This window comes from Hymenobacter mellowenesis (assembly GCF_030581005.1).
In the GTDB taxonomy this organism is placed as follows: domain Bacteria; phylum Bacteroidota; class Bacteroidia; order Cytophagales; family Hymenobacteraceae; genus Hymenobacter; species Hymenobacter mellowenesis.
In genome coordinates this window covers 1-22,126 of record NZ_JAUQSX010000011.1, presented here as the reverse complement: position 1 = coordinate 22,126, position 22,126 = coordinate 1, and the positions used below count along the sequence as shown (strand labels likewise).

The following is a 22,126-nucleotide window of genomic DNA, read 5'->3' as shown; positions in this document are numbered from 1 at the left end:
CACCCGGCCCTTGCTTTTGCGGTTCTTTCTTCCCACCCAAGCTCATGTTAAAGAGTTGTTTATATCTGCTGCCACTATGGTGCCTGGCCGGGCTGTTGCTGGCTGGCTGCCAAGCCAAGCAGCCGGAGGCGGGGCTGCCTACCCTGTTTCAGTTGGTGGCTCCGGCCAAAAGTCACGTCACCTTCCGCAACGACCTGCAGGAGGATGAGTTTACCAACGTGCTGGTGTATGAGTATACCTACAACGGCGGCGGAGTAGCCCTGGGCGACGTGAACGGCGACGGCCTGGACGACATCTACTTCACGGCCAATAAGGGCAGCAACAGACTGTACCTCAACCAGGGCCACCTGCAATTCCAGGACGTGACCGCAGCAGCGGGCGTGGGCCTGGCGGAAGGCTGGAAGACCGGGGTGACAATGGTCGACCTCAACGCCGACGGGCGCCTTGACATGTACGTGTGCCGCTCGGGCGACCGGCCAGGCCGGCTGCGCCAGAACCAGCTCTTTATCAACCAAGGCGCGGATGCGCGGGGTGTGCCGCACTTTACTGAGCAGGCCGCCGCCTGCGGGCTGGCCGATTCGGCTTTCAGCACCCAGGCCGTCTTTTTCGATTACGACCAGGACCGGGACCTCGACATGCTGCTGCTCAACCACAGCCCGCGCCGGTTTGAGGGCCTAGACGAATTCTACATCAGGCAGCTGATGGCCACGCCCGATGCCCTGACGGGCCTCAAGCTGTACCGCAACGAGGGCGGGGCGCCGGGCCGCCTGCCGCAGTTTCGGGAAGTGGCCACGGCGGCGGGCCTGCTAAACGCGCGCCTCTCGTTCGGACTGGGCGCGTCGGTGGCCGACGTGAACAACGACGGCTGGCCGGATATCTACGTGTCCAACGACTACCTGACGCCGGACTGCCTATACATCAACAATAAGAACGGCACCTTTACCGACCAGCTCAGCCAGCAGATTGGCCATACCTCGCTCTCATCGATGGGCAACGACGCGGCCGACCTGAACAACGACGGCTACGCCGATATCTGCACCTTGGACATGCTACCCGAGGGCAACCGGCGGCAGAAGCTGCTGTTTGCCAGCGACAATTTTGAGCAGTTCCGGACGCGCGAAAACGCGGGCCTGCACAAGCAGTACATGCGCAACATGCTGCAGCTTAACAACGGCAACGGCTCGTTCAGCGAAGTGGGGCAGCTGGCGGGCATCGCCGCCACCGACTGGAGCTGGGCCCCCCTGCTGGCCGACTTCGACAACGACGGGTGGAAGGACCTGTTCGTGACCAACGGCTTTCTGCACGACTACACCAACCTGGATTTCCTCAAGTACATGGGCGACTTCCTCCACGACCGCCAGGGCAACGTGCAGCGCAACAACCTGCTGGAGTTGGTGCGCAAAATGCCGTCGTCCAACGTAGTCGGCTACGCCTTCCGCAACATCGGCGGGGCCCGGTTCGCAAACGTAAGCATGGCCTGGGGCATCACCACGCCCGCCAACAGCAACGGGGCCGCCTACGCCGACCTCGACAACGACGGCGACTTGGACTTGGTGGTCAATAACATCAACGCGGAGGCCTTTATTTACCGCAACGACGCCAGCAAGCTGCTGAAAAATAAAACCCTCCGGGTGAAGCTGCAGGGCGAAGGCCAGAACCGGCTGGGCTTGGGCACCAAGGTGACGCTCTTCAGCGGGGGCCACCTCCAGACCCAGGAGCAGTTGGTGGGCCGGGGCTATGAGTCGAGTGTGTCGCCGGTGCTGCACTTTGGGCTGGGGCAGCGCCCCATCGATTCGGTGCTGGTGGTGTGGCCCGGCGGCCGGCGTCAGGTGGTGCGCCCCGCGGCCGGGCAGCAACTGCTCGTGCTGCGCGAAGCCAACGGCCAGCCAGCTGGCCCGACCAGCCAATCATTCTCTCCAGTATTCACGGCTGCCACCTCCCCGATTAGGGCCGTGGCTACGGAAAACGATGTCAATGATTTTAAGCGACAGCCCCTGATGGTTAACAGTTTATCATATGGCGGGCCGTACCTGGTGCAAGGCGATGTGAACAACGACGGCCGCGCCGACTTGTTTATGGGCGGGACGGTGGGCCACCCCAGCCGCGTGTTTGTGCAACGAGCCGGCGGAGTTTTTGCCGAGGTGCCGCAGCCCGCCCTGCATGCCGACTCTTTGCAGGAGGCCAGCGCCGCCGCATTTTTGGATGTAGACGGCGACGGTGACCAGGACCTGTACGTGGGCACGGGCGGCTACGACAATTTCCTGCCGGAGGACCCGCTACTGCAGGACCGGCTGTACCTCAACGACGGGCGCGGGCATTTCAGCGCGAGCCCTCCCGGCAGCCTGCCGCCCATGCGCACCAGCACCGGCTGCGTGCGCGCCGCCGATGTGAACAGCGACGGCCACCCCGACCTCTTCGTGGGGGGGCGCGTGGTGCCGGGCCGCTACCCCGAAGCGCCCGCCAGCTACCTGCTGGTGGGCGACGGCCACGGGCACTTTGCGGACCAGACCGCCCGCTACGCCCCGGCGCTGCGACAGCTGGGCATGGTGACCGATGCCGCCTGGGTGGACCTGAACGGCGACCAGCGGCCCGACCTCATCACCGTGGGCGAGTGGCTGCCGGTGCAGGTGTGGCTCAACGAGCCCGGCCGCCTCGTCGACCGCACGGCCACCTACCTGCCCGCCCGGCTGCGAGGTTGGTGGAATACCTTGCTCGTGCATGATTTGAACGGCGACCACAAGCCCGACCTGGTGGTGGGCAACATGGGCCTGAATACGCAGTGCCGGGCCAGCGCGCAGCAACCCGCCGAACTAGTTTACAAGGATTTTGACGACAACGGGGCCATCGACCCCATCCTGTGCATGTACGCACAGGACCAGAGCTACCCCTTCGTTTCGCGGGATGAGCTGCTGGACCAAATCAGCATGACCCGCTCGCGCTTTCCCAGTTACGCGAGCTACTCCGAGGCCCGCCTGCCCGACATCTTCAGCCCCGAGGAGCTGAAAGACGCGCACGTACTGCGCGCCAGCTGCCTGCAGACTACCTGTTTCCTCAGCACGCCGCAAACCCGCTACCGGCTGGCGCCCTTACCCGCCGAAGCCCAATATACGCCCATCTACGCCCTGGCCACGCTCGACTATGACCACGACGGCCACCCCGACCTGCTGCTGGGCGGCAACATCACCCACAGCCGCATCCGCTTCGGCAACAGCGATGCCGGCCAGGGGCTGCTGCTGCGCGGCGATGGCCGGGGCGGCTTCGCCACGGTGCCGCAGCGCCAGTCGGGTCTGCGCGTGGCGGGCGACATCCGCAGCTTTGCCCAAGTGGGCCGCACGCTGCTCGTGGGTCGCAACAACCTGCCGGTGCAGGCCTACCAACTGCACCATCCCTGACCTCCTGCTGTTTTCACTCCAATCCTGCCCGTACGCCCCGAGGCGTCGGCCTTAATTAGAAGTTAATCATGCGTCAGCAAGCTAAATTAGGTACGTTTCCCCGTTTTCATTCCGTGAAAAAACATGTCTTAGCCGCTTGCCTGCTCGGGGCGGCGGGTCCGGCCCTGGCCCAGCAGGCCGTGGCCGATTATCCGATTCAGGCAGTGAGCTTTACTAAAGTGAAGCTGGCCGACAACTTCTGGCTGCCGCGCCTTAAAACCAATACCGACGTCACCATTCCGGCCTCGTTTCAGCGCTGCGAGGCCACGAACCGGGTGAAGAACTTCGAGATGGCAGCGGCGAAGTCGGGCAAGTTTGCCACCACGTTTCCCTTCGACGATACCGACATCTACAAGACCATCGAGGGTGCCTCATACTCGCTGAGCCTGTACCCCGACGAGCATTTGAAGGAGTACGTGGACCTGCTGATTGCCAAGGTGGCCGCCGCTCAGGAGCCCGACGGCTACCTTTATACCGCCCGTACTATTGACCCCGCCCACCCACACCCGTGGGCCGGCATGGCGCGCTGGGAGAAAGAGCGCGAGCTAAGCCACGAGCTCTACAACTCCGGGCACCTCTACGAAGCGGCCGTGGCCCACTACCAGGCCACCGGCCAGAAGAACTTCCTCAACATCGCCCTCAAAAATGCCGACCTCGTGTGCGCCACCTTCGGCCCCGGCAAGCGGGCCGTGGCGCCGGGCCACGAGATTGTGGAAATGGGCCTGGTAAAGCTCTACCGCGTGACCGGCCAACCGAAGTATCTGCAAACGGCCAAGTTCTTCCTTGACCAGCGCGGGCACTACAACGGCTACGACCCCAAAAGCCCGGATGAGTGGCGCAACGGCCAGTACTGGCAAGACGACAAGCCCGTAGTGGCCCAGATGGAGGCTGAAGGCCACGCCGTGCGCGCCGAATACCTGTACTCGGCGATGGCCGACGTGGCGGCCCTCACCGGCGACAAGCCCTTGCTGACGGCCGTGGACAGCATCTGGCAGAACATGGTTTCCAAGAAGCTGTACGTGACGGGCGGCACCGGCGCGGTACCCAGCGGCGAGCGGTTCGGCAACAACTACGAGCTGCCCAACGCCACGGCTTATAATGAGACCTGCGCCTCGGTGGCCGACGTGTACTGGCAGCAGCGCATGTTTCAGCTGCACGGCGACTCGAAGTACGCCGATGTGATGGAGAAGGTGCTCTATAACGGCCTGATTTCGGGCGTGGGGCTCGACGGCAAATCCTTCTTTTACTCCAACGCTATGCTGGTGAAGAACTCCGCCAGCTTCCCGCAAACTGAGCCGGCGCGTGCCGGTTGGTTTGACTGCTCGTGCTGCCCCACCAACCTGGCCCGGCTCTTCCCCAGCCTGCCTGGTTACGTGTACGGCCAGCATGCGAACGACGTGTACGTGAACCTGTTTGTGAGCAGCACCGCCGACTTGCTGGTGAACAACAAGAAGGTAAGCCTGACCCAGCAGAACAATTACCCCTGGGAGGGCGGCCTGAAATTTATAGTCAACCCGGCCACGGCTACCGACTTCAGCCTGCTGTTGCGCGTGCCGGGATGGGCGCAAAGCCAAGCCCTGCCTTCGGACCTCTACACTTTCGCGGACCCGGCAGCCGCACCGGGGGTGACCCTCAAAGTCAATGGCCAGCCGGTGGCCGTCAAGCTGCGCAATGGCTACGCCATGCTGGCCCGCAAGTGGAAAAAGGGCGATGTGGTGGAGATGACCCTGCCCATGGACGTGCGCCGCGTGGTGGCCAATCCCCGCGTGAAGGACGACATCGGCAAAGTTGCTTTGCAGCGCGGCCCCATCGTGTACTGCGCCGAATGGGCCGACAACAACGGCAAGGTTACCAACGTCATCGTGCCATCCACGGCCCGCTTCACCGTTGCCTACCACCCCGAGCTGCTGAACGGCGTGACCACCCTCACCACCACGGTGCCCACCGTGCAGGTAGACGAGGCCACCAACTCCATCCAGACCGTGCCGCAGACCCTGACGGCCATTCCCTACTACGCCTGGGCCAACCGCGGCAAGGGCGAGATGACCGTCTGGTTTCCGGCCCGCGTGCTGGATGTAGACCTCGTGACGCGCCCGGCCCTGCAGGCCGAGCAGAAGAAGTAGCCCGCACTGATTTAGTCAACCCCGCTGCCCTTCGAATGACGCCCGTAATAAAGCATATCCTGCTGCTGATGCTCGGAGTGGGCGCGCTGGCGCCCGCCTGCCAGCCGCACCACCCCACGGCTTACGAGCCCGCCGCTGACCGCATCGGGTGGGTGGTGGACGGTATGAACGAGCTGATGATGCACGACGTGACCAATCCGCCGCTGGCCGCCCGGTTTTTCGCGTATTCGCTGCTGGCTGGCAATGAGGTACTGGCCCGCCACGACCCGGCTTGCCCCTCGCTGGCGGGACGGCTGCACGTGCGGTTTCGGCCGCCGGCACCCGCCAGTGCAGGCTATTCGCCCCGGCTGGCGGCGCTGCTGGCAGTGCTGCGCACCGCTGGCAAGCTGCAGCCTTCGGGCAAGGATTTGGCGGCCCGCGAGCAGGCCCTTGTCGCCGATTGCCAGCGGCGGGGGATGCCAGAGGAGTTGATTGCTGCCTCGCAGCAGTACGCTCAGCAAATGGTCCAGGCCGTGCTGGCCTACGCCAAGCAGGACGGCTACTACCGCATCAGCGACCGGCCCCGCTACACGCCCAGTATAGGGCCGGGCTACTGGTACCCCACCCCGCCCGCCTACCTGCCCGCCGTAGAGCCCTATTTCGGTTCGCTACGGCCGTTGATGCTGGATTCAGCCGCGCAATTGGTGGCTCGTCCGCCCCAGGCATTTGACCCGCGCCCCGGCTCTGGATTCCACCAGCTCATGCAGCAGGTGCGTCAAACCGGCGACCGCCTTACCGAGGAGCAGCGGCAAATTGCGGGCTTCTGGGACTGCAATCCCTTTGCCGTCCGTGACGTGGGCCACCTGCAGGTAGGCCTCAAAAAAATGTCGCCGGGCGCCCATTGGATGAAGATTGCGGGCGTGGCCTGCCGGCAAAGCAAAGTGCCCTTCGGACGGGCACTGCAAATTCACACCGTGCTGGCTATGACGCTCACCGATGCCTTCATCTGCTGCTGGAGAGAGAAATACCTCAGCAACCGCATCCGCCCCGAAACGGCCATTCGCCACTACCTGGCCCCGCAGTGGCAGCCCCTGCTCCAGACTCCGCCCTTCCCGGAGTATGTCAGCGGGCACTCGGTTATCTCCATGGCGGCGGCGGCGCTGCTGGGGCATTACTTTGGCGCGGTCTATTCTTACACCGATAACACCGAAAAGGAGTTTGGCCTCAGGCCCCGGCGCTTTGCCTCTTTTGAGCAGGCAGCGCAGGAGGCTGCTATCTCGCGCCTCTACGGAGGCATTCATTTTTTGGATGCAGTGCAGGAGGGCCAAGCACTGGGCCAGCAGGTGGGCCGGGAGGCAATACGGCGCCTAGCCGTCCCGAAAACCATTGCAACTACGTTTTAAGGCTAGTGAGCCGAAAACAACCTGATTTTATTCCGAAAATGTCCCGGCTGGCTGAGCGTTGAGGAGAGTAATATTGCACTGGCTTTAGCTGGACTACTGGTGAGACAGCCAGCTACGGCCCGCCTGCTTTTAACAGATTCCCTCAAGGTATACGGGTGGCTATGCCCCCGGCGCCAGGCTACGCAGGCTAAGCGCAGAGGGGACCCCAGGCTGCGGCGCGCAAGTTGCGCGTCAGGCAAGCAAAATACCCTGGCCGGATGGGGTGGGACCCGCGGGCGGGCAGTTGCCGGCCAGGGTATTTTGCGTAGCCGGGACACATCTATTACGCAAACGCAGGCGTCGCACGGAGCAAGGCTTCGAAGAACCGGCCAGGTTTTAGGCGAACTCATCATCTAGTTAGCGAGTACCGCATTGCTCACTGCAAAAGGCAGCATTCAAGTCACTACTCAAAAGAAGTATCTCCCACCCTGCCTCTTCATGCAAAGCGCCTTTAATGCCCTCGACCTAGGGGTTTTTCTCTTTTACCTCATCGGCGTTTCGGCTTACGGCTACTACGTGTACCGCAGCAAGCACAAGGAGCAGATGAACACCCGCGACTACTTCCTGGCCGAAGGCTCGCTGACGTGGTGGGCCATCGGGGCCAGCATGATTGCCTCCAATATCTCGGCCGAGCAGTTCATCGGCATGAGCGGCAACGGGTTTCAGGTGGGCGTGGCGGTGGCGGCCTACGAATGGGTAGCGGCCATTGTGCTCATTGTGGTGGCCGTGTTCTTCATGCCCATCTACCTGAAGCAGCGCATCTACACCATGCCGCAGTTTCTGGAGCAGCGCTACAACGCGGCCCTAAGCCTGATAATGAGTATTTTCTGGCTGTTCCTCTATGTGCTGGTAAATCTCACCTCGATACTGTACCTCGGGGCGCTGGCCATCAGCAGCCTAGTGGGCGGGGGCGAGGCGTTCCACCTCATTATGGTGGCGCTGGCTGTGTTTGCGCTGCTTATCACGCTGGGGGGGATGAAAGTGGTGGGCTACACCGACGTTATTCAGGTAACGGTGCTCATCATCGGAGGGCTGGCCACTACTTACCTGGCGCTCACGTTGGTCAGCGAGAAATTTGGGCTGGGTAGCAGTGCCGTTGCGGGCTTCAACGCCATGATGCGGGACGCAGACGACCACTTTCATCTTATTTTTCCGAAGCCAACCGCGGCCACGCCGCAGGTCGATATCAACAAATACCTCATGGTGCCCGGCCTGGCCATGTACGCGGCCGGCCAGTGGATTGTGAACCTGAACTACTGGGGCTGCAACCAGTACATTACGCAGCGGGCGCTGGGCGCCGACCTCAAGACGGCCCGCACCGGCATCCTGTTCGCGGCCATGCTCAAGCTGCTGATGCCCGTGATTGTGATGCTGCCCGGCATTGCGGCCTACGTGCTGCACAAAAACGGCAGCCTCCAGCCCCAGATGTCGCCGGGGGGTGTTTTCAACTCGGATAATGCCTACTCGGCCATTCTCACCTTCTTGCCCAATGGTCTGAAAGGCTTGTCGCTGGCGGCCCTCACGGCGGCCATCGTGGCCTCGCTGGCGGGCAAGGCCAACTCCATTTCGACCATCTTCACTCTCGATATCTACCGGCGCTACATCCAGCCCGACTCAAATGAGACGCAGCTGGTGTGGGTGGGGCGGCTCACGGTACTGGCCGCCATGCTGCTGGCCATCGTGCTCACCTGGCAGGACCTGCTGGGCATTGGCGGCGCAGGCGGCTTCACCTACATTCAGAAGTATACCGGCTTTATCTCGCCCGGCATTGTGGCGGTGTTCCTGCTGGGGCTGTTCTGGAAGCGCACTACCGCGACGGCGGGGGTCGCCGGTATTTTAGCGGGCTTCCTGCTGTCGGTATTCTTCAACAACTACGCCCCTACCCTGCTGGGCCCCGAAACGCTGCTCTACACGGCCTTCCCCAACGGGCACGGTGGCTACGAAATACCGTTCCTCATCTGCATGGGCTTATCCTTCGCCTTCACTTTTGTGCTGATGGTGGGCCTTAGTTTGGCGGGCCCCGCCATCAACCCCAAGGCTCACTGGGTGCAGCCCGGCCTGTTCAAAGTGGCTCCTAGCACGCTGGCGCTCATCGTGGTTACGATACTGTTGATTATGGCTTTATATGTTAAATTCTGGTAAATATGCTTCGTACTCCCAAACGGTTTTTTAATAAGAAGCTGGCGGCGCTGCTGCTCAGCACCCTGGGCATCACCCCGGCCCAGGCCCAGTCCTACTCCTGGCTCAGCAGCAAAGAGGGCAGCTTGTGGCAGCAGTCGAAGGTAACGCTTCAAAAAACGGCCACTACCACGCCCCTCCTCGAGGTGAAAGGCGACGAGAAAATCATCACCTTCAAAGCCTGGGGCACTTGCTTCAACGAATTGGGCTGGGACGCCCTGCAGCTGCTGCCGGCCAAGGAGCGCGAAAACATCCTGGCGCAGCTCTTCGCGCCCAGCGGCGACCTGCGCTTCTCGCGGGGGCGCTTTGCGATGAATGCCAACGACTACGCCCGGGGCTGGTACAGCTGCGACGAGGTGGATGGGGACTTTGAGCTGAAGCACTTCTCAATCGACCACGATAAAACCACGCTGATTCCCTACCTCAAGGCGGCCCAGCGCTACAATCCGGCCATGACGTTCTGGATTTCGCCCTGGTCGCCGCCGTCCTGGATGAAAATCAACCATAACTACGCCGTCCGCAGCAACGACAAATACAACCAACTCGCGCCCGCCTCCGACGGGGCCCTCTTCGAAGGCTCGACGGAAAAGAACAACAAGGTTTTCCCCGACCAGTTGGCCGTCAACGACTACCTGATTCAGGACCCGCGCTACCTCAAGGCGTACGCCAACTACTTCTGCAAGTTTATTTCCGCCTACAAGGAGCAGGGCATTCCCATTACCACGGCCATGTTCCAGAACGAGTCCTGGAGCTACACCATCTACCCGGGCTGCGCCTGGACGGTGCCGGGCATCATTAGCTTCAATACGGAGTACCTGGCTCCGGCCCTGCAGGCGCAGCACCCCGGCGTGGAACTGTACCTGGGTACCATCAATACCAATCGGTACGACTTCATCGACCAAGTGCTTGCTGACCCGCGCATGTCGCAAACCATCAAGGGCATCGGCTTTCAGTGGGAGGGCGGCCAAATACTGCCCCCGCTGCGGGCCAAGTACCCGCAGTACCGCTACATGCAATCGGAAAGCGAGTGCGGCTGGGGCTCTTTCGATTGGAAAGCAGCGGAGCACACCTTCGACCTGATGACCCACTACCTCGGCAACGGCTGCGAGGAATACACGTTCTGGAACGCCATTCTGGCCGATGGCGGCGTTAGCCCCTGGGGCTGGAAGCAGAATGCCCTGATTCGCGTGAACTCGCAAACCAAGACGGCGACCCTAACCCCGGAATACTACGCTGTCAGGCACTTCAGCCATTTCATCGGCGCGGGCACCACCATCGTGGCCTACCGCCAGGGCAAAGACGACCACCTGCCGGTGCTGGTGGCCGCCCCCCCCCAGGGCAAGCTGCTGGTGATGGCCGGTAACTTCAACGATGGCAGCAAGAGCGTGGCCGTGAAGCTCGGCGGGCGCTACCTGAACGCCACGCTGCCGGCGCATTCATTCAACACCTTTCAATTGAAATAAGCGCGGAACCTAAAAGGCGCAACCGCTCAGCCGCAAACCCGGGTAGAAGGCCGCCGGCTTGTTTGCCTGCGCATCACGGGCCAACCGTGCCATGGCGGCGGCAGGCAAGCCGTTGCACCAACGCTGGCCTTGGTCGAACCAGAAGTTAAAATAGTCAAAACCAACTTTCTTGGCAGGTACTAATCGGTCATGGATACCCGGAAAAAGCAACCCACCAATGCCGTGGCAATGGCTGACCTGGCGCGTACATTGGGCGTGTCGATGACGACCGTCTCGCGGGCACTGAGCAACCACCATAGCATTGGAGCCGCCACTAAGCAGCGGGTGCTGCAGTTAGCGAAAAAACTCAATTATCAGCCCAACCATCTGGCCTCGGCGCTGCGCAAGGGGCATAGCCGCCTGCTGGGGGTAGTGGTGCCCTACATTGAAGGACAGTTCTTGCCTTCCGTAATCCAGGGCATCGAGCAGGCGGCCAGCAAAGCGGGTTTCAGCGTCATTGTGTGCCAGTCGCACGAAAACGTCGACGCTGAGCGCCGCAACGTAGAAACCTTGCTGCACGCGCAAGTAGCTGGCGTGCTAGTGTCGCTGGCGCGCAACACGCAGGATTTTCACCACTTCGAGCGCGTGCGCAAGCGTGGTATTCCGCTGGTTTTTTTCGACCGCGCGCCCATAGCCGAAGCAGTCAACTCGGTGGTGCTCAACGACTACGAGGGGCTTTCCAAGCTACCTGCCACCTGCTGGAGCAGGGCTGTCACCGCATTGCGCATCTGGCCGGGCCGCAGCACCTACGCATTTACGCGCAGCGCCGTCAGGGGTATATCGATGCCCTTGCCACAAAGGGAGTGGCTGAGCTGCCGGAATTACTCACTTATTCCGACATGACGGTCGCGGCTGGTACACAGGTTATGCAGCAGCTGCTGGCCCTTGCCACCCCACCAGATGCAGTATTCGGGGCCGGCGATTCCGTCGTGCTAGGGGCTCTGCAGGTGCTAAAGCAACGAGGATTGCGCGTGCCGCAAGACGTTGCGCTGGCCGGTTTTAGCAATGAGGGCTTTACCACTATTGTCGACCCTCCGCTTACCTCCGTCGACCAGTGTTGCGAGGAGATGGGGGCAGCAGCCGTTCGGTTGTTTCTGGAGATGGTGCGCACCACCGACAGGGTTTTCGTAAGTCGGCAAGTAGTGCTGCGACCCCGTTTGTATGTCCGGGAGTCATCGCAGCGGCAAGGGCTTGTGAGGGACCAAACTGCTTAGGTAACGCGTGACAGAGAAAGCATTTTTAATCGCGGCCAACCAGGCAAACAAACAACTTGCCGGCCGCCTGCCTAGCGGCATCACAGCAGATGAATTGAAAAAAATCAGGGGCGGTGGGCGAAGCGGGCCGACAAATTCGGCAAAGAACACGCTGTGGACTTCTAACCGAATTTTTCCTGCATCTTCTGCGAAAATATCCTGCATGCCCCCTGTGGGTGAGCGATAGATTTGCCTCATGGCTTCTCGGGAATGACGGATGACCATTGGCTTCCCAGGCGCCAATACTTTGAGCATTTCGTTCGTGCGCTACGCACTATCTCCCACTCAAACACCTTACCCTATGAAACGAGGCAGTACTTCGCTTTTCAGCTGCGGGCCGGCGCTCCTGCTGGGCTGTGTTCTGGCCGTTGCGCAGGCACAGGCCCAGACCACCAGTACCAGTAGCAACCTGGTGGCCCAGCCGATTCCCGACCGCACGGTGCCCTTCAGCCTCTCGGCCGCCGGCACCGCCAAGCCCATGCTGTGGGGCCTGGATACGGCCTGGCCCGATGACAACAACATGCTGCGGGGCATTGCCTTCATGGGGCCCAGCAAGATAAATCTGGTGCGCCTTTCCTTCCAGCCCACCTACCCGCTGGTAAACGGCGACCTGCAGCAACCCCAGATTGACGACCTCAACAACCGCATGCGCCTGCTCAACTTCAACGGGGCCAGCACGCAGGTAACCATGAACTGCGACGCCCCTTCCGTCGATGCTTCTTATTATGGCAACGCCACCAACTGGGCCGCGCTGATGGACGCCACCGTGCGCCGCATTCAGGCCACGGGCCGCACGGTGGTGTCCGTGGCCCCATTCAACGAACCGGACTACTCCACCCAGCAGGGCACTCAGCAGGACTTTCTCAACATTGCTACGGCGCTGCGCAACAACACGCGCTTCAACAACATCCGCATCTCCGGCGGAAATACGCTGAGCACCGACGCAGCTTTGCCGTGGTATAATTTTTTGAAAACGAAGGTAAACGACGGCAACACGCACGAATTGGCGGGCAGCTTCGACAGCTTTGCCAACTTTTACCAGACGGTGCGGGCCAACGGCCACTACGCCACCGATGATGAGATGCACAACGTGGTGGAAGCCATGGTGGGCGTGGAATACGGGGTGCAGGCAGGCATCTGGTGGGGCACGGCCGAGCTGGCGCGCGGCGAGTTTGCCAAGGCCAGCGACGGTGTTCGGTTGGCCTACAGCGAGCATCGGCCGAACTGGACGGCCGCTTCGGTGTACCGCACTGCCGATGGACGGGTGCAGGCTTTTGCCGGCGCCTCAGAGCGGCAAGCTGTTGCTACGCGCTACAACTTCCTGTCCAAAGAACGCGACGTTTACTACGACGGTGTAGGGCCACAACGTGAGTACTCGCTGATGCTGCCCGGCGGCACGGGCTATTTTCAGAACCAGCCCAATGCCGAGCGGGTCCTCAACATTACCTGGGGCGAAGACATTCAGCCGGCCATCAACGGGCGCTACGTGCTGGTAAACCGGGCAAGCGGCAAGGTGATGCAAGTGGCGGGTGCTTCGACGGCCGACGGCGCGCTCATTGAGCAAGGCACCTATACCAGCGCAACTTCGCAACAGTGGGCCGTAACCCCGGTTGACACGCGCGTAGGAGGTGATTTCAGCTATTTTTCTATTGACGCCGTGCACAGCGGCAAGGCAATCGATGACCTGGGCTATACGCTGGCCAATGGCGGCACCATCAACCAATACACCGACAACAAGACCGTTAACCAGCAACGGTACCTGGAATACGCGGAGGATGGCTGGTTCCGCATCCGGAGCCGTCACAGCGCCAAGTGCCTTGACATTGCTTCGAACGGGGTGAACGTGGTGCAGCAGGACAAAAACGCCACCAGCCTAAGCCAGCAGTGGCGCTTGCTGCCCATGGGGGCCGCCATTGAGTTTGTTGCCCCGGCGGCGCCAACTAATCTTGTGGCTACGGCCAATCCCGAATCGGTGCGCCTAAGCTGGACGGCCAGTCCTGATACCGACTTGGCCGGCTATACCATCTTCCGGGCGGAAGCCGCCAACGGCCCTTTCTCCACTATTGCGCGCAACGTGCCGGGCACCTCATTCGTGGACAATTCGGTTACCATCAGCGGGCAATACTACTACAAAATCAAAGCCGTGGATAAGTCGCTGAATCGGTCGGCGTACTCCGCCCAAGTAACGGCCACCACCACCGGCATCAAGGACCTGGTAGCGCAACTCACCTTTGAAAACAGCACCCTCGACAATTCTCAAAACCTGAATCACAGCGCTGCTTACGGCGGCACAGCGTATGCGGCGGGCAGAATAGGGAGCAGCGCCCTGGCCTTTAATGGCTCGGATGCTTTCGTACAACTGCCCGCCACGCTGGCCAACCAACCGGAAATCACCGTGGCTGGGTGGGTGTACTTCAACGGCGGCGGGGCCTGGCAGCGCATCTTCGACCTTGGCAACGACCAGTCGCAGTACATGTTTCTGACGCCGAACAACGGGTCGGGCAGCCTGCGCTTCGCCATCAAAAACGGTGGAGCGGAGCAAACCTTGGATGCCCCGGCCCTGGCCATCGGCACCTGGACGCACGTAGCCATCACGCTGGGCAGCACCGGAGCACGCTTGTTTGTTAACGGACTGAAGGTGGCCGAGTCCACGGCCGTCACCATCCGTCCGCTCGACTTTAAGCCAGTGCTCAACTACTTGGGCCGCAGCCAGTATCCAGACCCGCTGCTCAACGGCCGGCTCGATGAGTTCCGGATTTATAACTATGCCCTGGCCCCGGTAGAAGTGGCCACCCTCGCCGCTCCGGGGAGCTACCTCCAGGTGCGTAACCGTAATACCGGCCTCTACCTGGACGGGGTGGGCCGCACCACCAACGGCGACAACGCAAGCCAATACGCCAACACGACGCATCCCAACTCCTTCTGGGCCCTGCGCGAGATGAACGGGGGGTACTACCAGCTCCAGAACCGCAACACGGGCATGTTCCTCGATGGAATGGGCCGGACTACCGACGGCTCGGTTTGCGGGCAATGGGCCAGCACGAACAACACCAATGCGCAATGGGCTGTCGAGCAGTTCGATGGTGATTATTACCGGCTTCGTAACCGTACCACCAACCTGTACCTCGATGGCGTAGGCCGCACCACCGACGGCTCGGATGTAGCCCAGTATGCCAATACCACCCATCCAAACGCGCAATGGAGTTTTGGTATCCCTTCCGCCGCCCGCACCGCCCTGGCTACCCAGGGGGCTACCAAGCCTGAGCCGGTACAACTCTACCCCAATCCGGTCAGCGATATACTACATATTCGCCTGACACAAGGCACTATTACTGCTCAGGCCCGCATCCTGAACGTAACCGGCCAGGTGCTCCGCACGGTGGCACTCACAGGCCCTGAAACGAAACTGCCGGTAGCCAATCTATCCGCCGGCCTATACCTGGTTGAAGTGACTACGCCTGCAGAAACTACTCGCTTAAGATTCTTAAAGCCGTAGTAAAACCGAAAAAACGGGCCTGAAAAGTGTGCATGTCAGACTGCTCAATGGGGCTGCTTCCTATACTAGCAGATGATAAGTCTGGGAAGCACATTGAGCAGTCTGACATTTAGGCGGCACTCTAAATGTGCACGCATATTTGATTATGCTAGGCGATGCCGCTAATGATGCGCGCCACGTGCATCATTAGCGATTAGCTGAACGAGCAGGCTTTGTGCATCAACATGCCTCAACCTTTTGGCCTGCGGCATTGGGACAGAGCCGGGCGGACCGGCTGCGAAAGCTTGGACATAGATAAGTGTCAGACTCGCCTTGTACACTTTTTTGCTGGTTTGGCCATTGTCAGTCAGCACCATTCCAGCTAGGTGCCAGGCGAACGAGCGGAAGGTTGCTTTCGGCTCAGAAGTAGGTGGAAACTCAAAAAAAACGAGATGTTCAACGATATTTTTTTACAACCGATAATCTAAATTTTTATAACCGATAATTCTTAACTGACAATAACGTGACAGAACGATGGGGACTGGTACTAGCTTTGCTTAATAACTTAGTAGGATGGGCTCAGGCACCAGGTGCTGGCACCCGGGTGCACGACCCGGTGCTGATTAAGCAGGATAACACTTATTACCTGTTTGCTACCGGCAACGGGGTGGCGGTGTGGACTTCCCATAACCGCCGCACCTGGACGGCGGCCCCTCCCGTTTTTACCACCCCACCCGCCTGGGCCGGGGCGGCCGTGCCAGGGTTTAAGGAATATATTTGGGCTCCGAACATTTCCTTTGCCGACGGACAGTACAGCCTATTTTACAGCATTTCCACGTTTGGCAAAAACCGTTCGGTAATCGGATTGGCTACCAACAAGACACTGGACGCGAAATCGCCCGAATTTAAGTGGCTGGACCATGGGCCGGTGGTGGCTTCAATCCCTGGCCGCGACAATTGGAATGCCATCGACCCCAATCTAGTGCGCGATGAAGCCGGGCTACCCTGGCTGGTATTCGGTTCGTTCGGGGGTGGTATTAAAGTGGTGCAGCTGCGGCCCGACCTGACGGCCCCCCTTGAGCCGCAACAGTGGCATACACTGGCCAGCCGCCCCGACAATGGGGCTATCGAAGCCCCATTTGTGTATTGGCATGGAGGGTACTACTACCTTTTTGTGTCGTTTGACTACTGCTGCCAAGGGCCTGAGAGTACTTACAAAATTATGGTAGGCCGGGCCCCTGCGCTTACCGGCCCCTACCTCGATACCACTGGCAAACCCATGGCCGAAGGCGGCGGCACGCCGGTACTGGCCGGTGATGCCAACTGGTATGGCATGGTTCATAATGCCGTGGCCCGCTTCGATGGCACCGATTACCTGATTTTTCACGCCTACGATGCCCATGACCAGGGCCAGTCCAAACTACGCTTAGAGCCATTGGTCTGGAGTGCCGAGGGCTGGCCACAGTTAGCCCCGGCTACGGCCGGCCGTTAGAGTCCAGTTGGGCGCAAGTACCTAATCAACCCAAGTTGCGTCTTATATGCTTGGTCCCGCGAGGGCGTGGGTGAAAAAGAAGAGCAGAATTTTAAGGGCAAATCCTTGCGCCGTCACGGTATGAATGGGCTTGTGGAAGCGCTGGGTGATGTGGCTAATGGCGGTTTTCACACCTTTGCGAAAGTGGTGAATCAGAAAAGATTGCCACGGTTTGTGCCGCCGTTTGCTGCCCCCTGCGGCGGTCGGCTTTTAGGTCGACATGCTCTACTTCGCGCCAAGCGTCTTTCCAATCGTAATCGGTGTAGGCCGCGTTGGCATAGAGCGTACTGCCGGCCGGCAGTTGCAGTCCCAGGGCCTCGAGGCCACGAATGTCGGCTTCGCTGCCGACATGGATGTAGCGCTCGACCAACAAGCCATCGTGGGTTATGAGCAGTTGCACCTTGACGCCGTAAAAATACCTTCGCTTGCTGGCCTGATAGCCCCGGTAAGCCGCCCCGTGCACCAGACGGCTGCGGCCGCTGCGTACGTTCCCGCACACGGCCACGGGGAACGAATCGATGACGTAGCGGGCGGCGGTGTTCAGGTCATTGAGGAGGTGGCCCAGGTCTAGGAACAAGGCCTTAAGCATGGCGGGTAATTTGTACATTTGGCGCGTAAAACTGCTTTTATTAAGCGCTTACATCCCCCAGTGCTGCTGCATATAGCGCCGGGCGGCCGCCATTTTGCCACCAAAACAACGGGTCCCAGCAAGGGTGTCAGATAGGTGACGCTGGTGCGGGGCTTGCGGGCGGGGCAGTCGCAGAAAATCGTCGATGAAACAGTCCAGTGCTACCGTCTGTTCTGTCTTAGAGTGTAGGGGTATATCTGCGAGTTATCCCTATATACTGAGCCGAAACGAATCGCCAGTGCCCTTCAGCGATGACTGACGTATAATTAACTCCCCAGAAATTACAAATGTGTGTGGTTGAAACAGCTCTTTTTGCTGTATCTGCTCCAAGAAAAGGCGGGCCGCCTGCTGGCCAATGCGGTAGGGATGTAAGTCGACGGTGGTAAGGCCGGGCTCAATCATGGCGGCCATCACGTCGTCACCGAAGCCCACCACGGCGACGTCCTGGGGGACGCGTACCCCGCGCTTTTTTAAGGCTACCAGCAGGTCAAAGGCATTGACGTAGTTAATTGCAAAAATGGCATCGGGCGGCTCCGGCAGCGCCAGCCAAGCATCGAGTGCCGCAACGACTTCTTCCACCTTAAACTCAATGTGCACCTCGTACTCCGGACGGAGGGGCAAATCATAGCTTTTCAAGGCATGCTGATAGCCGGCCATACGGTTGCGGCTGATAAGCAGCGACTCGGGTCCGGCCAGGATGGCAATGCGCTGCGCACCCTGTTGGATGAGGTGTTCCGTAATACTAAAAGCCCCGTTCCAATCGTCAAGGATGACCTTGGCGCTGTCCACTTCGTTGCTCACCCGGTCGAAATGAACGACCGGAATACCTCGGCAGGCTTTTGGCTTTACGTGGTCAAAATTCCGCGTTTCCCGCGAATGACAGATGAGCAGTCCATCCACTTGGCTGGCCACTAACGCCCGGACATTGCTCACCTCGGTTTCGTACGACTCTTTGGACTGGCAAATCATTACCCGATACCCGGCCTCGGTAGCCACCGCCTGAATACCACTCACTGCCGTGGCAAAAAAGGGGCGCTCCAGGTCCGGGATGAGCACGCCAATGGTGTGCGTTTCGCGGCTTTTCAGGCTCTGGGCCATCACATTGGGCCGATAGTCCAGTAAGTGAGCCGCTTCGATGATTGCCTGCCGAGTAGCGGGACTGATGTCGGTATGGCCATTTAGGGCGCGGGATACCGTAGATGGAGCCACGCCCACGGACTTTGCGACGTCGCCGATGGTGGTTTGCAGACGACGACGGTCCTGAATAGGACCAGCACTCGGTTGTACGAAATGGTATTCACAGGCCTTGCATAAGTAGCGTTGCTTGCCGCGGACAAACCCTGCTTTCAACACTGGCTCGGAAAGATTACACTTGAGGCAAGTGACCATATTGGATTGAATTTAAATAAGACAGCAGGCAGAATATCGCCTCTTGTAACCGCTAATGTGAGTGCTCACTCAAATGTAGCAGTTTAAAAAAAATATTACGCAGAGGAGAACACTTTTTTCTATCGGCATCGTTTCCGGAAACGATGCCGATAGAAAAAAGTTAATTTTATCGATTTGAGGCCATTTTTTGCGCTTGTATCGCCCGGGGTTTTAGCTATCTTCGATAGAAACAGAGCCAAATCGCTGCAAAACCGCATATACATGCGATAGAAGCGAGAGTGGTTCTGCAATTTGTCAAAATTGTATTTTACCTGAAATACTATATGCTGCACACCATGCGTTGGTTCGGGCCTCACGACCCGGTTTCGCTTTTCGACATCCGACAGGCAGGGTGCGCGGGGGTGGTGACTGCGCTGCACCAATTACCCGTGGGGGCGGTATGGCCGGTGAGCGAGATTCAAGCCCGGCAGCAGCTCATTTCCGCCGACAATGCCACGCACACGCCCCTGCACTGGGCCGTGGTGGAAAGCCTGCCGGTGCACGAGGCCATTAAAAAAGGCTTGCCTGCGCGCGAACTGTATATAGCGAACTATCAGGAGTCGCTGCGTAACCTGGCCGCCTGCGGCATCCGCACGGTGTGCTACAACTTCATGCCGATGCTGGACTGGTCGCGCACCAACCTGAACTACGAAATGCCGGACGGCTCGCGGGCCCTGCGGTTTGTGTGGCAGGACTTCGCGGTGTTCGACCTGTGCATCCTGCAGCGCCCCGACGCGGCGGCGGCCTACGAGCTCGCCGTGGCCGAGGCCGCCCGGCAGCAATTCGCTACCATGAGCGCCGAAGAAGTGGCCTCCCTCACCAACACCGTGCTGCTGGGCCTGCCCGGCTCGGAAGAGGCATTTGAGCTTAGCAACTTCCAGCAGCTGCTGGATGAATATGCGGCCATTGATGCCGGGAAGCTGCGCGAAAACCTGCACTACTTCATTCAGCAAGTGGCGCCGGTGGCCCAAGAACTGGGCATCGGCCTGTGCATTCACCCCGACGACCCGCCGTACCCGCTGCTGGGCCTGCCCCGCGTGGTGAGCACCGCCGACGACCTGGCGCAGCTATTTGCCGCCTGCGACGTGCCGGCCAATGGCCTGACCTTCTGCACCGGCTCGCTGGGCGTGCGGGCCGACAACGACTTGCCAGCCATTGCCCGGCGCTTTGCTTCGCGCATTCACTTCATTCACCTGCGCGCTACCAAGCGGGAGGAAAACCCGCGCAACTTCCACGAAGCCGACCACCTCACCGGCGACGTGGACATGTACGCCGTGGTGCGCGAGCTGGTGCTGGAGGAAGAGCGGCGAGCCGCCAGCGGCGCGGGCGTCATCGCCATTCCCATGCGCCCCGACCACGGCCACCAGATGCTCGACGACTTAAAGAAGAAAACCTACCCCGGCTATTCGGCTATCGGCCGCCTGCGCGGCCTGGCCGAGCTGCGCGGGCTGGAGTACGGTATCCGGCGCAGCTTAGAAACCGAAGTAGGGCCGCCTGCGGCTCACCTCGCCGAAACCGCCGCCCTTGCTTAAGACCTCCGCTCCCAAATCCCACCCTATGCTGCTCCGGTCACTGCTGCTTTTGTTGGTTCTCGTTGGCGCCGCGCCCCTCTGCCGGGCCGACGACGGCTACCGCCTGTGGCTGAAGTATGACTTGGTGGCCGACGCCACCCAGCGCGCCCAGTACCGCGCCGCCGCGCAGTTCATTGCCAGCAACGGCGCTGATGCGGTACTGAAGACGGCTGCCACGGAGTTGCAGCGCGGCCTGCAGGGCCTACTGGGCCAGCCGGTGCCAATGGTGGCAAAAGCAGAGAGCACCAAACGCGGAATTCTACTCGTTGTTGACCCATCTGCAAACGTTTCCGGTAGTTCCGATAGCAGAGACGGTTATCATATTTCTGCCCAGGGGCGCAACTTGCTCGTGACGGGTAGGAGCGGGGCCGGGGTGCTCTACGGCGTGTTTGCGCTGCTACGCCAGCTGCAAACCGGGCAGTCGCTTGCTGGGCTGAACGTGAGCAGCAGCCCGCGCATTCAGTACCGCCTGCTCAACCATTGGGACAACCCGAATGGCACCGTGGAGCGCGGCTACGCAGGCTCCAGCATCTGGAAATGGTACGAGCTGCCGCAACACCTCGACCCGCGCTACACCGATTACGCCCGCGCCAACGCCTCCATCGGCATCAATGGCGTGGCCATCAACAATGTAAACGCCAGCGCGCGCTACCTCACGGCCGAGTACATCCAGAAAGTAAAGGCGCTGGCGGGCGTGATGCGGCCCTACGGCATTCGGGTGTATCTGTCGGTGTTCTGGGCGGCGCCAAAAGTGATAGGGGGCCTGAAAACCTCCGACCCGCTTGATGCGCAGGTGAAGCAGTGGTGGACGGCCAAGGCCGACGAGCTGTACAAGGAGATTCCCGACTTCGGCGGCTTTCTGGTGAAGGCCAACTCCGAAGGCGAGCCCGGCCCGCAGGACTACGGCCGCAGCCACACCGACGGCGCCAACATGCTGGCCACCGCGTTGGGTTCGCACGACGGCATTGTGATGTGGCGCGCCTTCGTGTACAAGGCCGGCAGCAGCGACCGGTTCAAGCAGGCTTATGAGGAGTTTAAGCCGCTCGATGGCACGTTCGCTCCCAAAGTATTGGTGCAAGTGAAAAACGGGCCGATTGATTTTCAGGCCCGCGAGCCTTTCCACCCGCTGTTCGGGGCTATGCCCAAGACGCCGCTGGTGCTGGAAGTGCAGATTACGCAGGAGTACCTCGGCTTTGCCTCGCACCTCGTGTACCTGGCACCGCTTTTCAAGGAGTGCCTCGATGCCGATACGCAGGTGAAAGGCCCGGGCTCGACGGTGGCGAAAGTAGTGGACGGCAGCCTCGACCAGCACCGCATCAGCGGCATCGCGGGCGTGGCCAACATCGGCTCCGACCGCAACTGGACCGGCCACCCTATGGGCCAGGCCAACTGGTACGCCTTCGGCCGCCTGGCCTGGGATTACACGCTGACGTCCAAAGCCATTGCCACGGAGTGGACCCGGATGACGCTGACCCGCGAGCCCCAGGCCGTGGCCACCATCGTGGGCATGATGGACAAGTCGCGCGACATCTACGTGCGCTACACCACGCCGCTGGGCCTGCACCACATCATGGGCCAGAACATT

13 protein-coding genes and 1 pseudogene are annotated in these 22,126 nt (G+C 60.5%); 11 read left to right on the top strand and 3 right to left on the bottom strand.

Annotation, left to right across the window (positions count from 1 at the left end; translation table 11 throughout):
- Nucleotides 1-44 precede the first annotated feature (44 nt).
- From Q5H92_RS19085 to Q5H92_RS26695, 7 genes are all read left to right on the top strand, one after another.
- On the top strand, nt 45-3,392 hold the full coding sequence (locus tag Q5H92_RS19085; protein WP_305013157.1) for a VCBS repeat-containing protein: 3,348 nt from the start codon (nt 45-47) through the stop codon (nt 3,390-3,392).
- A gap of 113 nt (nt 3,393-3,505) precedes the next feature.
- Entirely contained in the window at nt 3,506-5,554 is a 2,049-nt protein-coding gene (locus Q5H92_RS19080) for a glycoside hydrolase family 127 protein (RefSeq protein WP_305013156.1), read from the top strand.
- Between the two features lie 35 nt (nt 5,555-5,589).
- Entirely contained in the window at nt 5,590-6,936 is a 1,347-nt protein-coding gene (locus Q5H92_RS19075; RefSeq protein WP_305013155.1) for a vanadium-dependent haloperoxidase, read from the top strand.
- Between the two features lie 477 nt (nt 6,937-7,413).
- Nucleotides 7,414-9,117, top strand: coding sequence for a sodium:solute symporter family transporter (locus tag Q5H92_RS19070; RefSeq protein ID WP_305013154.1), 1,704 nt, complete (start codon nt 7,414-7,416; stop codon nt 9,115-9,117).
- 2 nt (nt 9,118-9,119) lie between these two features.
- On the top strand, nt 9,120-10,616 hold the full coding sequence (locus Q5H92_RS19065; protein WP_305013153.1) for a glycoside hydrolase family 30 protein: 1,497 nt from the start codon (nt 9,120-9,122) through the stop codon (nt 10,614-10,616).
- Nucleotides 10,617-10,805: 189 nt separating this feature from the next.
- A complete protein-coding gene (locus Q5H92_RS19060) occupies nt 10,806-11,498 on the top strand; it encodes a LacI family DNA-binding transcriptional regulator (protein WP_305013152.1) in 693 nt (230 codons plus the stop codon).
- Nucleotides 11,384-11,869 (top strand): LacI family DNA-binding transcriptional regulator, encoded by a 486-nt coding sequence (locus tag Q5H92_RS26695; protein WP_369811167.1) that lies wholly within the window; start codon nt 11,384-11,386, stop codon nt 11,867-11,869. The genes Q5H92_RS19060 and Q5H92_RS26695 overlap by 115 nt, the downstream gene beginning before the upstream one ends.
- Here Q5H92_RS26695 and Q5H92_RS19055 read toward each other — a convergent pair.
- Nucleotides 11,828-12,106, bottom strand: a complete 279-nt coding sequence (locus Q5H92_RS19055) for a hypothetical protein (protein ID WP_305013151.1) — start codon at nt 12,104-12,106, stop codon at nt 11,828-11,830. The genes Q5H92_RS26695 and Q5H92_RS19055 overlap by 42 nt on opposite strands.
- Before the next feature lie 103 nt (nt 12,107-12,209).
- Between Q5H92_RS19055 and Q5H92_RS19050 the strand changes: the two genes are divergently transcribed.
- Complete coding sequence (locus Q5H92_RS19050) at nt 12,210-15,404, top strand: RICIN domain-containing protein (RefSeq protein WP_305013150.1); 3,195 nt, start codon at nt 12,210-12,212, stop codon at nt 15,402-15,404.
- Nucleotides 15,405-15,936: 532 nt separating this feature from the next.
- The gene (locus Q5H92_RS19045) at nt 15,937-16,875 is read left to right on the top strand and encodes a family 43 glycosylhydrolase (RefSeq protein ID WP_305013149.1); all 939 of its coding nucleotides are present in this window, start codon (nt 15,937-15,939) and stop codon (nt 16,873-16,875) included.
- A gap of 42 nt (nt 16,876-16,917) precedes the next feature.
- Here the strand turns inward: Q5H92_RS19045 and Q5H92_RS26780 are convergent.
- Together Q5H92_RS26780 and Q5H92_RS19030 are read right to left on the bottom strand one after the other, a co-directional pair.
- Nucleotides 16,918-17,737, bottom strand: a pseudogene (locus Q5H92_RS26780) (IS982 family transposase).
- Between the two features lie 15 nt (nt 17,738-17,752).
- Nucleotides 17,753-18,931 carry a LacI family DNA-binding transcriptional regulator gene (locus tag Q5H92_RS19030; protein ID WP_305013146.1) on the bottom strand — a complete coding sequence of 393 codons (1,179 nt, stop codon included), beginning with the start codon at nt 18,929-18,931 and terminating at the stop codon, nt 17,753-17,755.
- Between the two features lie 323 nt (nt 18,932-19,254).
- Between Q5H92_RS19030 and uxuA the strand changes: the two genes are divergently transcribed.
- Together uxuA and Q5H92_RS19020 are read left to right on the top strand one after the other, a co-directional pair.
- Nucleotides 19,255-20,502 carry a mannonate dehydratase gene (gene uxuA, locus Q5H92_RS19025; protein ID WP_305013145.1) on the top strand — a complete coding sequence of 416 codons (1,248 nt, stop codon included), beginning with the start codon at nt 19,255-19,257 and terminating at the stop codon, nt 20,500-20,502.
- 25 nt (nt 20,503-20,527) lie between these two features.
- Nucleotides 20,528-22,126: alpha-glucuronidase family glycosyl hydrolase (locus tag Q5H92_RS19020; protein WP_305013144.1), on the top strand; the 1,599-nt coding region annotated here is incomplete at its 3' end.

Bases quoted from the DNA above. Each gene is read 5' to 3' on its own strand.
- Q5H92_RS19030 (WP_305013146.1), bottom strand. From the start codon at position 18,931: ATGGTCACTTGCCTCAAGTGTAATCTTTCCGAGCCAGTGTTGAAAGCA.
- Q5H92_RS19050 (WP_305013150.1), top strand. From the start codon at position 12,210: ATGAAACGAGGCAGTACTTCGCTTTTCAGCTGCGGGCCGGCGCTCCTG.
- Q5H92_RS19055 (WP_305013151.1), bottom strand. From the start codon at position 12,106: ATGAGGCAAATCTATCGCTCACCCACAGGGGGCATGCAGGATATTTTC.
- Q5H92_RS19085 (WP_305013157.1), top strand. From the start codon at position 45: ATGTTAAAGAGTTGTTTATATCTGCTGCCACTATGGTGCCTGGCCGGG.
- uxuA (WP_305013145.1), top strand. From the start codon at position 19,255: ATGCTGCACACCATGCGTTGGTTCGGGCCTCACGACCCGGTTTCGCTT.
- Q5H92_RS19070 (WP_305013154.1), top strand. From the start codon at position 7,414: ATGCAAAGCGCCTTTAATGCCCTCGACCTAGGGGTTTTTCTCTTTTAC.
- Q5H92_RS19075 (WP_305013155.1), top strand. From the start codon at position 5,590: ATGACGCCCGTAATAAAGCATATCCTGCTGCTGATGCTCGGAGTGGGC.
- Q5H92_RS19065 (WP_305013153.1), top strand. From the start codon at position 9,120: ATGCTTCGTACTCCCAAACGGTTTTTTAATAAGAAGCTGGCGGCGCTG.
- Q5H92_RS19060 (WP_305013152.1), top strand. From the start codon at position 10,806: ATGGATACCCGGAAAAAGCAACCCACCAATGCCGTGGCAATGGCTGAC.